A 12,668-nucleotide genomic window follows, 5' to 3' on the forward strand; every position below is an offset into this window, starting at 1 on the left:
TGATGTCCTCTTCGCCTCCTCAGCCAACGTTTTCGAGCACCGATTCTTCGGGGCCCGACGCGGTCGTCGTTTCCTACGATGCGACGGAAGCAGACGCATTTTTGGACGGCAACTATCCAGACGGCGATCGCGAGCGGATCGACGAATCGGAACCTCCATTGTCCGGCGGTCCTGAAGCCGCATCTGGCGGAGGAGGCTTGGTCACCACGATTGTTTTCGTGCTCGTGATGCTGGCGATGTTCATTAATCCGATCGAACCCAAAACCAGCGCGGAATTCGATCGCGCAACCAGCAGTCTGAACGTGCTGACGCTTGCGAAGCTTGCCCTCGCGGCGGCGGCGACTGGGTTGGGAGGAATCGCGGTGCTGCTCAGTCCGCGAACGCGTCAATTGCTCGGCAGCCTTCCCGGAATTGGGTTGCTCGCTTTGGCGGGGCTATTCTGCGCCACCAGTCTATTCGCCATCGAAAGCAACGCGATGATCAGTCGCGCATCGGCGATGATCTTTGTCGGCTATTTGTTGTTCACTGCGATGGCACTGGCAACGCTCGGGCCGCGAAAATTATTGGCGGCCATCGTGGCGGGAACATCGTTGTACATGTTGGTGACGTGGGGGCTGTTTGTTCTCGTTCCTGAAATGGGCACGTTCGAGGAATACATCAGTGCGACCGAAACGGTGCGCCGGATGGGAGGCACCGGTCACCCCAACAACATCGCAAAGACAGCGATCGCAATCGTGCTGGTTGGTGTGGCGATGTACCTGGGACGCACCGACACTTTGATCTCGGTTGGAGTCCGCGGACCGTGGCAGCGATTGGTGCTGATCGCGATCATGATTCTGGCAGCAGCGACCGTTGTCGCGACGCTCAGCCGGACTGCCATGCTCGCGGGGATGGCCGCCGGAGGTATTCTGCTGATCGACCGGCTTTATGGGCGAGGTGGATTGGCACTTGGAATCATCGGAATCGCTTCGGCCGCGACGCTTGTACTCGCAATCTCATTGGTCACCGGTGAGGGGCCGTTTTCTGAATCCGCGGTCAGTGCGGTCACCAAGAGTGGCGACGTTGAAGAGCTCACATCACTGACCGGTCGAACAACGATTTGGGAAGAAGCAATCAGCTTCATCGTCAAGCGACCGCTGACCGGTTACGGAATGGACAGTGCCGCCAGCGTGATGAGCCGTGAAGCGACCGGGACTCACAACTTGTTGTTGCACGTCACTTTTTCGGCCGGCGTTGTTGCCTGCTTGGTGATGGTGTTGATGCTCGGATGGTCGCTCGTATTCGGAGCGACATCTTCCAATGAATGGATTCGAACTGTGCTGACCTATGTCCTGGTTTCAGGACTGGTCGAAGACACGATCATCGAATCCTTTCCAACCACGCTGACTGTCCTTTGGATGGCCGCGTTGTTGGCGCCCGCCTTAGCCAGTCGTCCCAAGCCCTGACGCAATCGCGTTGACGCTTAGCAACAAAGCCGGCAGCAATGCATCTGCTTGAGTGTGCTCGCCCATTTTGTTGTAGCTGCGCCAGCGTTGCAGCAACGAAATTTGTTGACGGTGCAGCAGACGCAGCCCTTCGCTTCGAAGTGCAATCATTCGCTGAACGTTGGGGCGTTGCGATTCCATGGGGCCGCCGTAAACGGCTTCGACCATCTCGCAAGCCAGCTTCCACTGGGTTTCGATGTCGGTGACGAAGCGTTCACGCAACGCTGGGTTTTCGACCAACGCCGCGTACTGCTTCATGACTTCGATGTCGACCGCCGTGACACTGGTGGCAACGTTGCTGATCAAGTAATGAAGCGGCGCCCAATCTCGCAGTGCTTCTTTCACCGCGTCGAACTCATCGGGGCATTCCGTTTGCAGTTTCTTGAGTGCCGTTCCGACGCCATACCATCCAGATAGATAGCAACGCGCTTGACCCCAACTGAACACCCACGGGATCGCTCGCAAGTCATCCAATGTTTGCTGCCCCGTGCGACGCGCCGGACGCGAGCCGATGCGACTTTGTTCGATCGCATCAATCGGTGTGGCTTCGCGAAAGAACTCGACGAATCCTTCGCTGTGCAACAACTCGTGATAAGTTGTCCGAGCCCATGCGGCAAGCTTCACCAAGGTTGGTTCGAGTGGGTGATCGGGTTCTTCCGATCGTGAATCGGCCAGCGATTTTCGAGTGACTCCCGCTAAGAACAATTCCAAGTTGTAGATGGCCGTGGGTTCGTGAGCGTACTTCTGTGCGATCGTTTCGCCTTGCTCCGTCAATCGCATGTCGCCGGCGATCGTGTGATCGGGCAGGCTCTTGATAAAGCGATGTGTTGGACCGGCACCGCGGCTGATCGTGCCGCCACGACCGTGGAAGAACCGTGCCCGAACACCGTGTGAACGAGCCACTTGGGTCAGCTTTCGTTGAGCGTGTCGCAATCCAACGAGGCTGGCCAAGATGCCGCCATCCTTGTTGCTGTCGCTGTAGCCGATCATGACTTGTCCAACCGGCGCGGTGGCTCCTTCACGCTGTGCGATGGCGGTCAAGCTGTTTCGGGTGATCGGATGTTGAAGGAACCCATCGTAGATTTCTGGTGAGCGTTCGAGATCGTCGATCGTTTCGAACAACGGAACAACCGGCAATGGGCAAACGGCTCCGGACTCAGTTCGTTGCAGCAGACCGACTTCGCGAGCGAGCAGGTAAACGGCCAACAGATCGGAGGTCTTGCGTGTCATGCTGACGATCAAAGCACCCAATCCATCGGCACCGTGTTTGGATCGGTACTGAGTCACCACACGCAATGCACCAAGGACCGCGTCGGCTTCTTCGCCGGCGGAGGAGTCTGGGTGGGTCAGTGGTCGCGAATTGGCGAGTTCCTCGTTGAGGAACTTCATCCGTTTGTCTTCGTCCCAGCTGGCGAACTTCCAATCGGCCATGCCAGCGGCCCGTAGCAACTGCTCAATCGCGGTGTCGTGTTTGGCACTGTTTTGGCGAATGTCCAGCACCGCCAAGTGGAATCCAAACGTTTGAGCGATTCGCATCGTCGGTGCAACCGCGCTGGTGGCGACATCGCCCAAGTCGACCGCGACTAAGCTCTCGTGCAAACAGCGAAGGTCGGCGAGCAATTCTCGCGAGCGTTGGTAGGTGTGTTGCTCCTTGCCGCTGTTCATGGTTTTTTCAGACGGCAAACTCGCAAGCATCAGGTTGATGAACTGACGCCACGGCTCGTTCGGATTGCGAGCGATCGCGGCTGCGCCGGCCGGTCCCATCGCCTGAGCTCGTTCGGCGATGCGGGTCAAGAAATCGCTGGTTGGTGGCAACCAATAGGCTGACACGCTGGTCAATCGAGCGAGCTGGATCAGCTCCTCTCGCATCAGTTCCACCGCACCGCGACGCAGTTGCATCAGCGTCTCTTCGGTCACCTCGGGAGTGACGAGCGGGTGGCCGTCACGGTCGCCGCCCACCCAGGTTCCAAATGTCAGTCGCGGCAACGCCAATGGGTCTGCGATCGCTTTTTCGCTCAAGCCAACTTCTCGCCAAGCCTGACGCAGTCGCTGGTCGAGCGGTTGGAGTGCCTTCGGGAAGACCACAGTCAAGTAATCCATCACGTTGCGGCGTTCGGATTGCAAATCCGGCTTGTCGAGGTAAATCTCGCCCGTTCGCCACAGGATGCTGAGGACGGATTCGATCGCTTCCTCGTTTTCAGATCGTCGCCATGGTGGAAGATCAGTTTGGTGACGCAATTGGAAACGACGGAACAGGCGGCGGTGGTGAGCCAAAACCGTTGCCCGTTTCGCTTCGGTTGGGTGAGCAGTCAAAACCAGCTCGACACGCATCGATGGCAGCTCCGCAGCGATCATGTCAGCGGTCCAACCACGATCGATCAATTGCTGCAGGCTCTCGCCCCACAACGCTGGCAGGTCGGCCATGCCCGATTCCGATTCAATTCGATCGCGAAACTGTGCGGCGGAACTTTGTTCGGCCATGCTCAGCAATTGGAACGCGATCGAGTACGCCTGAGTGAGCTGAACTGAATCGGCCGGCGCCTTTGCGGGATCGAGTTTGCATCCGGGGACGGGAAGCAGTTCGGCCAGCTTTTCATCGCCGCCGCGTTGCAACACGCTTTGCAGTGCCGAGAGCATCCACTGCCAATCACGGTTCAGTTGGTCGACGTCAAGGGCGAGAATATTGGCTGATACCATCGTGACAGTTCGTTGTGGTGAAAAGGGAAGAGAGCGGCGGCAATCCAATTGAATGATCGGTGCTCGTACACCCTACGATTTTGCAGACTGAGGGCTGGAGCAACAGTGGCGACGATCCAGTTCTGATGCCTTGGGTTGATTCCTGCCCGCAGTTGCGACACTGGGTGCCGAGTGCGCATAAAAAAACGAGCACTGTTCGTGAACAGCACTCGCTCTTGTGTCGGTAAAACGCCGTTTCCAATTCAACGCGGAAACGAACGAATTCCGTTGATTCAGTTGCAGCAAGGATCTGGGCAGCACTTTTTGGCTGCGAAACGAGCCTTGATCTTTGCGAACAAGCCACACTTTGGCTTTGCACATGGGTCGCAGCAAACTGGTGCTGGTTCTGGGCAGCAAACAGGTGCTGGTTCGCAGCAAACTGGAGCTGGAGCAGGTTCGCAGCAAGGTGCTGGAGCTGGAGCTGGTTCGCAGCAAACGACTGGTGCAGGTGCTGGTTCGCAGCAAACTGGTTCTGGAGCTGGCTCGCAGCAAACAGGTTCTGGTGCTTCGCAGCAAACTGGGGCAGGTTCGCAGCAGCTTTTCTTCTTGAAGCAACCGAACAAGCCAGCTTCGGCTTGTGGAGCAACAGCAACGCTGGAAACAGCGAACAGGGCGACGACCATGATCGATCGAATCATCTAAACTCTCCTAGGCTAGGTGGAAATGCCTCAAACACGCGCGGAGGCAATTTGGGCAGAGTTTAGGTGTCACGCAGCTTGCGTCAACCATAGCAAATGCACCGTAAAAAACGGTTAAAACGACTTTTCGGGCAGTTTGCTTGCGGATTTTGAGCGTTTTTACGCGACTGTGCTCAAATCGGGAACACCACCGCGTCAGGATGCCGCACCTGGCACCCTAGGCAATTTAGACGTCCAGACCGCTCGGTTCCGCAAAATTCATGCGGAACATAGATCAATAAGCGGAGACTTTTGCAACCACTGGCTGAACAGCGTCAGTGGGATCAGGCAGCGCGGCGAGCTGGCGTTCCGGCAGCCTCGCGTTTAGTTGGCTGGCCAACGCGGCGTCGTGGAATCGCGAGCGGTCCACGTTCATCGGCACCGGCGTACGAGTACCAGGCTCGTTCGTCGATCGCATCCAAGATCGAACCGGCAACACGAACCGCTCGAGCTCCGGCGGAACCATCGACGATTGGCGACGATCCGCTGTCAACGCTGATGACGAAATCATGCAGCTCGTCGAGGATCGCGTTTCGCGGTTGCAGTTCGTTGACTTCGCACTGCAAGTGTTCGCCGAACAGTGTGTCGGCGTAACCGAGTGGGTTGTCGGTTTGTTCGTTCAGGTCGAACTGGCGAGTCGACAGTGTTTCGCTGGCACGCACTGTGGCGAGCGAAGGTTTGCCGAAATCGATCTGTGCAAATCCTGCTGGACTGAACAGTGTCATGTCACGAGCGGGCAGTGGGCTGACCCGTGATGCCTTCAAGTTGGCAACCATTCCGCATTCGAATTCGATGCGCGCTTCGGCGATGTCTTCGTGATCACTGACAACTGAGATGCCGCTGGCTGAAATGGATCGAACGGCGGACTGTGTCAGTGACAGTACCAAATCGAGGTCATGGATCATCAAGTCCATCACAACGCCGACATCCAAGCAACGTCCGGGGAAGCGAGATGCACGAGTGGCTTCGACGTACTTCACATCGACGCCAAACTCTTCCAGCGCCGTGAAGGCTGGGTTGAATCGTTCCACGTGGCCAACTTGAAGCACGACGTTGCGTGTCGATGCCATCAATGCCAATCGGCGAGCGTCGTCGGATTCGGCGGCCAATGGCTTTTCAACCATCAAGTGCTTGCCGGCTTTGATCAAAGTCGACGCGATGTCCGCGTGATAATCGGTGGGAGCCGCGATGATGGCGGCATCGATGTCTTCAATGACATCGCGGTAATCAGAGTGAGCTGCAACACCGTGTGTGTCGGCGACCGCCTGACACGCGGCTTGCACCGGGTCGCAGACCGCGACGAGGCGAGCACCATCGACTTGTGAAATCAATTTCGCGTGGATTCGGCCTAAGTGACCTGCACCAATGACGGCGACTCGCAATTCCCGGTTCATGCTGCTTTCTTTCTTCTATCTCGGCCTCGGCCGGCACGACCAAGGCAACTGTTGTCTAAACAATCAAACAGGTGCCGCAACACGGGGCGGATTGGACCAGTCGCGAACAATTGATCGCGAGCGGGTTCCACGCCGATACGTTTCCGATACAGCAAACGAAACGCCTGCGTCAACACTGCAATGTCGTCGTCCGTGTAATCGTGGCGTTTCAGTCCCACCGTGTTGATGCAGCGAGGACGAGCATCGGCACCATCGACGATCACAAATGGAGGCACGTCTTGCAGGATGCGAGTCATCGCACCGACAAAGCTGAGTGTTCCGATCGACACGAATTGATGAACGCCTGCTCCACCGGCGATGGTGACATCGTCAGCGATGTGAGCGTGACCACCGATCATGCAGTTGTTGGCCAGCACGATTCGCGAACCGATGTTGCAATCGTGAGCGATGTGGGTGCCGGTCATCAGATAGTTGTGGTCGCCAACTCGTGTGACTCCGTCTTCCTTTTCGCTGGCACGATTGATCGTGACTTGCTCACGGAACACGTTGCCGTCGCCGATCTCAACTCGCGTGGGCGTGTTGCGATAGCTGACGTCTTGTGGATTGGTTCCGATCGAAACGTGCGGGAAGATTTGGTTGTCGCATCCGATCGATGTGACTCCATCGAGCGTGACGTGATCTCCCACACGCGTGCGGTCGCCCAATTTGACATTGGGGCCAATGACGCAGAAGTGCCCGATTTGGACGCCTTCGCCAATCTGCGCACGAGGATCGACCACGGCGGTTTGAGCGATACTAGCACTCATAGTTGGATCCTTGGTGCGTTATTCTTAGGTTGAGATGCGTAATGGTTTCGAGTCGTCGTTCCGAAGCGATTGATCATGCTGCTCGGTTTCTCCGCTGACCAGCGAATGGAATCGAGGTGTGCGTCAGTCGTTGCTGGTGAGCCAGTTGTGCGAGTCGAACGGCGACCTTGCCGTTGAGCTGATGCCCGCCGCGAACAGATGAGAACTGTCCTATCAAACCGACGCCCGCGAGCGAAAGATCACCAATTAAATCGAGTGTCTTGTGGCGAGCACACTCGTTTCGGAAGCGGTATTCATTGTCGACCGGGCCGTCGTCGCCGATCACCAATAGATCTTGATGCGTGACGTGCGATGCAACTCCCGAGTCGCGAAGTTGTTTGGCTTGTTCGGCGGTCACAAAGGTGCGAGCCGAAGCGACTTGCCGAGCAAACGTGAGCGGTGTTTGCACGCATCGGAACTTTTGTTCTCGGATGGTGCTGTCGGGACCGTAGTCCAGGCTGTATTCGAACGTCGATTCGTTGCTGGTGCTGGGCGAAACGTCGACGTATCCGCCGCTGTGTTCGATCCGGAACGATTCGCGAATGATCAACGGTTGCGATGTTGCGGCTTGAATGACCAATCCGGCTTCTTGCAGCGCGTCGACATAGGCCAGCGAGCTACCGTCCAGTCCGGGCAGTTCTTCGGCGGTGATCTCGACCCGACAATTGTCGATTTCGAGTCCGGCCAAGGCTGCCATCAGATGCTCGACCATTTCGAAGGTGGCCGGGCCGTTGGCGAGATTCGTTCGGAACGAGATGCCAGTGGCGTATTGGGTGGTGGCTGGGCATTCAGGTTGGCCGGGTAGATCAGCTCGGACGAGCACGATGCCGGTTCCTGCGGGCGCGGGGCAACATGTGACGCGAACGTCTTTGCCGCTCCAGTAGCCACGTCCGCTGATTTCGCAGCACGACGCGATCGTATGTTCGTTGCGAATCCCCATCACGCTGCGAGCCTCCTTGCACGCGAGCGAAGCCTATCCATCGGCATCGAGATGCTGACAGACCCCATTTTTGTTCTTGGACGTCGCCGCGAATCCTTCGCGACGCTCAACTGGTGGTTCGAAGCAAGTTCGAACCACCGTTTAAATGCTTCAGCGGTGAAGCTGAATTACTGACGGTTTGGTGTTCCGGCAGGATTCGTAGCGACCAATTTCTTGTCGAGGTATTGCATGACAGCAGGTGTCATGTCCAACTTCTCGTCGTGATAAACGATGTTTCGCATCACGCCGCGAATGACCGACTCGCCTTGCTCGAGGTCCATGTCTTCGCTGTTGTAACGCAAAACCAAGCTGATTTTGTGGTACTCGGCGATGGCTTGAACGCCAGCTGAAATGAGTTGGTAGTTGTCGTAGTAGATTTTGGCTTCGCGGTCAGCGAGCTCTTTGCGTTTGCGAGCCATGTCCAAACGAAGTTTGGATTCCATGGAAGCGACGCGTTCTTCCTGAGCGGTGTACTCAGGTGAGTTTGCTTGGAAGGTTTTGAGCTTCTCAGCAGCAGCTTTCAGCTCTTCTCGCCTAGCAGTCAATTCGGTATCGAAGGCCTTCAGGTTGTCTTCGACAGCCTTTACTTGGCGTTTGATACCTTCATTGTTTTTGAAGATGTAGGCGACATCGACGACGGCGATGCGATGCCCTGCGTCTTGGGCCGAAGCTTGCGCCGGTGCCAGTACACTGACGGTGGTCATGGCCATGGCGATGGCCGAAAGAACGATGGTTCGCACGTCCGCTACTCCTTGCGTGGTGAATGCGATTGTCTGATTCATGCCCGCTTGAAAGACTCCGGTTTCCTCACCGAAAACAAGCGTTGCTGCCGGTCATTGTGTCAATCCGCCCCAACCGCTTCAAGACGGATCATGGCGGTTTCAACTGCAGATTGGCATTTTTCTGGCGTTTTATCTCGCCCGGAGTCGAACATCCAAATCCATCTCATTTCCGTCTCGCTGGATGGTCAATCGCAGTGAGTCTCCGGTGACTTCGGTCGAAGTTCTTCCCGCAAAATCGTTGGTGGATCGGATCGTTCTGTCTCCGGCCTTGATCAATTGATCGCCCACTTGGATGCCACCTTGCTTCGCAGCACTTGGATCCATCACCGCGGCAACCGAGTTGGTGTCAGGTTCCAATCGGATTCCCAAAACCACAGACAGTTGACGTCGGATCTGAAAGTCTTTGTTGGTCTGCGTGTACGAAGGTCGCTGCTCCATCGTGGCGACACGATTGGCGGCCTGAGAAACGATATCGGTTATGCGGGTCATCCCATCCAGGTTTAGTTTCTCAAAATCATCACTTGGACGGTGATAGTCACTGTGAAGGCCGGTGAAGAAGAACAAAACCGGCACTCCAGCTTCGTAAAAAGACGCGTGATCGCTGGGGCCATACCCGGTTGAGACGAGGTTGAGTTTGAATGGCCGCGAAGTTTGCTCCATGTCCGAGTTCAAGCCCTGGATCAACGATTCGAACCCGTCCGAGGTGCCGGTCCCGTAAACCGTCAGCTCGTTGTCGCGAAGCCGGCCGACCATATCCATGTTCAGCATCGTGACGGTTTTCGACATCGGAAATCTCGGCTGCGAGCAGTAGTATTTGCTGCCCAGCAGTCCGCGTTCTTCACCCGTGAAGGCAATGAAAACGATGCGGCGATGATCGGATTCATCTGATAATTCGCTGACGACTCGGTTCGCAACGGCCAGCATGGTGGCCGTTCCCGATGCATTGTCATCGGCTCCGTTGTGAATTTCGACGGTTCCCGGTGCGAGCGAGCCAATGCCACCCATTCCAACGTGATCGTAATGGGCTCCGATGACGACGGTTTCGTCGGCTAGTTTGCCTTTGCCTTCCAGCACACCAATCACGTTGGGGCTGGTCGCGGTCGCGTTGGTCAGTCCAACCTTTAGCCGACCACGCAGTCCAGGCGAATCAATCGCCCGTGGTTTGTAGTCTGAGTCGATGGCGGCTTCGACCGCGGCGAGGCCTTTCGCAAAGAGGGTTCGTGAGTCCTCGCCATCCAAGTTGGAACCTTCGTCATCGTCAGCGGCAGAGATCGATGCCATTTGCTTTAGCAGCCGATCGGCGGCTTCTCGAGAAATGGATGCGACCGGGATGGCGGGGCGTCTGGTCGACTTGCCGGTTTGTGGGTCCGTGATTTTCTCGTCGCCTTTGCGGGGTCGAGTGCCCGCTTCCGCAACGCCGAGTAATCCCCAGTTCGCCCGAGCCCGTTCGCGTTCTCGATTGCCAAGCATTTCTTGGACTTGATCGATCTTCTCGGTGAGCGATGACCGCAGGTTGGTCGCTTCGGCGGGCAAGGCATTGCGCTGAGCCAACAAGGCGTTGAGACGTCTGTCTTCGGCGGCGTATTGGTTGTCGACTGCCTTCAATCCAAGTTCGATGCTCGCCGGATCGTTGACAAACAGCACCCCAACGGCTCCTTGATCGATCGCGGTGGAGATCTTTGTGTCGAAGAAGGCGTGACGCGTGTTCTTGACGCCATCGAATGGGCTTTTGGGATCGGCAAAACCAGGTTCCTTGCGAAGCATCATCACGATTTTGCCTTCCACGGAGCCCTCGCCATCGGCGGTTTTGACGCTTTGGGATTCCTTCACGGCCGCGTAGTCGTCGTACCCAAGGTCCGGAGCCTGGATGCCGTACCCCACCCACACGATGTCCGCCTCGACATCTCCTTGGGTGGAACCGATCGCGAGTGGCATGAATTGGTCATCGAGCTGGATCTCCGATGGTTCCTCCCCTGGCGTCCACCATCGCAACCCGTTGTCTTCCGCCGAAGTTGGTTGCGATCCCGTTGCCATTTCAACCGGCTGCATCGGCGAATCGCCATACAGACGGGTTTCCAAACCCATTTCGCGGTAACGATCCGCGATGTATTCCGCTGCTTTCAGGATTTCTGGCCCCACCGCACTGCGGCCGGCCAGTTCTTCGCTGGTGAGGTAACGAAGGTCTTTCGCGATTGAATCCGCGACCAACAATGCCGCGTTTGGGTCCGAAGCGGATTCTGTTTCCGAGGCAGCATCGGAGCCCGAAGCTCGCTCCTCGGCGTGAACTTCCTCGGCATGAAAACCGTGTGCCGCGAACCCAATTCCGAGCAACGCGATTCCCACGCGACTGAGTGAGCCAAGCTGGCGAATCGTTTGCGTGAGGCGGTTCCCAAACATGCTAATCGTGTTCCTTCGCGTCATCATTTGCTTCCGGAGGTTGTGACTGGGATCGTTTCGCGAAAAGGTGTGGGGCACTTCGTTATACATGTTGGCGTCGGTGGTTTCTGGACCCAGCCCGGCGGACTTGCGACGTTCAATCGAAACTTAGTTTGATGCAACCGAGCATTCTCGTTGCCAAAATGGCCTTTCTCTAGATAGAATTGCCGTCCGGCGAAGGAGATGTGATCGCTCCAATGGATCCATTTCCTCCCACCAGTCGCTCACCGGTGGCCGAGACAGCCCTTTGTTTCGGTCACCGGCGCGGGACTGAAGATTTGACACTCCTGTCGTTTCTTCCCATCCCAATCCATGAGGTCTCCCTGCGCGTGTCAGCCCAGTCCCCGAAATCTTCTCGTGATCCGTCACGAGAATCGCTCTCGTCATCGGCGATGCCATCCAACGAGGCGGACTCGATCGATATGGAGACTTCGTCGTCCAATCCGGAGGACGGTTTGCAAGCGATTCGATTGGTCGATGCTTCCGACGACGAGCCCTACGCCGACGCGGTCGCAAAGATCCAGCGTTGCCAAGAAATTCTGGGTTACGAATTTCAGGATTTGGATCTGTTGCGGTCGGCTCTCACGCATGCATCCGGTGCTTCGCATCGATTGGCCAGCAACGAACGTTTGGAATTTTTGGGCGATTCGGTATTGGGGCTGACCGTTTGCGAATGGTTGTTCAACGAGTACCCAGAATACAGCGAAGGCGATCTGACAAAGATCAAATCGGCCGTCGTTAGTCGTCGTTCGTGTGGTAAGGTCGCCTGCAAGCTTGGGCTCGATCAATGTTTGATCGTCGGCCGAGGTGTGACTCGCAATCGGAGTTACCCCAAGTCATTGGTCAGCGATGTTTTCGAAGCCGTCATCGCGGCGTTGTACATCGACGGTGGGCCCGAGATCGTTCGTGATCGATTGAAACAGTGGTTGGCCGAAGAGGTCAACTTGGCCGTCGACACACAAGGATCGGGGAATCACAAATCGGTCCTCCAGCAATTTGCTCAACGTGAATTGTCAGCGACTCCGGTCTACAAGTTGATTCGTGAAACCGGGCCGGACCATCGCAAGATGTTCTTGATGGGAGCGATGGTCGACGATCGCCGTTTTGCTCCCGCTTGGGGGAATAACAAAAAGGACGCCGAGCAACGAGCGGCGGCAAATGCGTTGGCGGAATTGCACAACGCGAAGGTTCCCTACGACAGCGAGCAGCCTCCGTCGTAGGAGGTCGTGCAGTCTTTTGATGCCGCTTTTCGGCAGATTTACACACGGCGCACGCGAGGGTGAGGGCCGAGCACGGGATATGACGCGCACTACCCTCCCCGGAATTCTCGCTGAA

General features: G+C 56.7%; 9 protein-coding genes. 3 read left to right on the forward strand and 6 right to left on the reverse strand.

What is annotated here, in order from left to right; translation table 11 throughout:
* Nucleotides 1-2: 2 nt before the first annotated feature.
* Nucleotides 3-1,445, forward strand: a complete 1,443-nt coding sequence (locus RE6C_RS06365) for an O-antigen ligase family protein (RefSeq protein WP_039961361.1) — start codon at nucleotides 3-5, stop codon at nucleotides 1,443-1,445.
* Here RE6C_RS06365 and RE6C_RS06370 read toward each other — a convergent pair.
* A complete protein-coding gene (locus RE6C_RS06370; RefSeq protein ID WP_008654900.1) occupies nucleotides 1,422-4,181 on the reverse strand; it encodes a phosphoenolpyruvate carboxylase in 2,760 nt (919 codons plus the stop codon). The genes RE6C_RS06365 and RE6C_RS06370 overlap by 24 nt on opposite strands.
* 358 nt (nucleotides 4,182-4,539) lie before the next feature.
* On the opposite strand from RE6C_RS06370, the gene RE6C_RS06380 reads away from it, so the two are divergent.
* Complete coding sequence (locus tag RE6C_RS06380; RefSeq protein WP_008654901.1) at nucleotides 4,540-4,770, forward strand: hypothetical protein; 231 nt, start codon at nucleotides 4,540-4,542, stop codon at nucleotides 4,768-4,770.
* A gap of 411 nt (nucleotides 4,771-5,181) precedes the next feature.
* Here the strand turns inward: RE6C_RS06380 and RE6C_RS06385 are convergent, their stop codons facing one another.
* The 5 genes from RE6C_RS06385 to RE6C_RS06410 form a co-directional block, all read right to left on the reverse strand.
* Nucleotides 5,182-6,291 (reverse strand): Gfo/Idh/MocA family oxidoreductase, encoded by a 1,110-nt coding sequence (locus RE6C_RS06385; RefSeq protein WP_008654903.1) that lies wholly within the window; start codon nucleotides 6,289-6,291, stop codon nucleotides 5,182-5,184.
* Nucleotides 6,288-7,097 (reverse strand): acyl-ACP--UDP-N-acetylglucosamine O-acyltransferase, encoded by an 810-nt coding sequence (gene lpxA, locus RE6C_RS06390; protein WP_007328498.1) that lies wholly within the window; start codon nucleotides 7,095-7,097, stop codon nucleotides 6,288-6,290. The genes RE6C_RS06385 and lpxA overlap by 4 nt, the downstream gene beginning before the upstream one ends.
* Nucleotides 7,098-7,170: 73 nt before the next feature.
* The gene (lpxC, locus tag RE6C_RS06395; RefSeq protein ID WP_008654910.1) at nucleotides 7,171-8,079 is read right to left on the reverse strand and encodes a UDP-3-O-acyl-N-acetylglucosamine deacetylase; all 909 of its coding nucleotides are present in this window, start codon (nucleotides 8,077-8,079) and stop codon (nucleotides 7,171-7,173) included.
* Between the two features lie 164 nt (nucleotides 8,080-8,243).
* Nucleotides 8,244-8,897 (reverse strand): OmpH/Skp family outer membrane protein, encoded by a 654-nt coding sequence (locus tag RE6C_RS06405; RefSeq protein WP_008654923.1) that lies wholly within the window; start codon nucleotides 8,895-8,897, stop codon nucleotides 8,244-8,246.
* A 129-nt stretch (nucleotides 8,898-9,026) separates the two neighbouring features.
* Nucleotides 9,027-11,294, reverse strand: coding sequence for a M28 family peptidase (locus RE6C_RS06410; RefSeq protein ID WP_236617984.1), 2,268 nt, complete (start codon nucleotides 11,292-11,294; stop codon nucleotides 9,027-9,029).
* Nucleotides 11,295-11,662: 368 nt separating this feature from the next.
* Here RE6C_RS06410 and rnc point away from each other — a divergent pair, with 368 nt between their 5' ends.
* Complete coding sequence (rnc, locus tag RE6C_RS06415; RefSeq protein ID WP_008654927.1) at nucleotides 11,663-12,553, forward strand: ribonuclease III; 891 nt, start codon at nucleotides 11,663-11,665, stop codon at nucleotides 12,551-12,553.
* The last annotated feature ends 115 nt before the right edge of the window (nucleotides 12,554-12,668 follow it).

The organism is Rhodopirellula europaea 6C (assembly GCF_000338295.1).
Taxonomy (GTDB): Bacteria; Planctomycetota; Planctomycetia; order Pirellulales; family Pirellulaceae; genus Rhodopirellula; species Rhodopirellula europaea.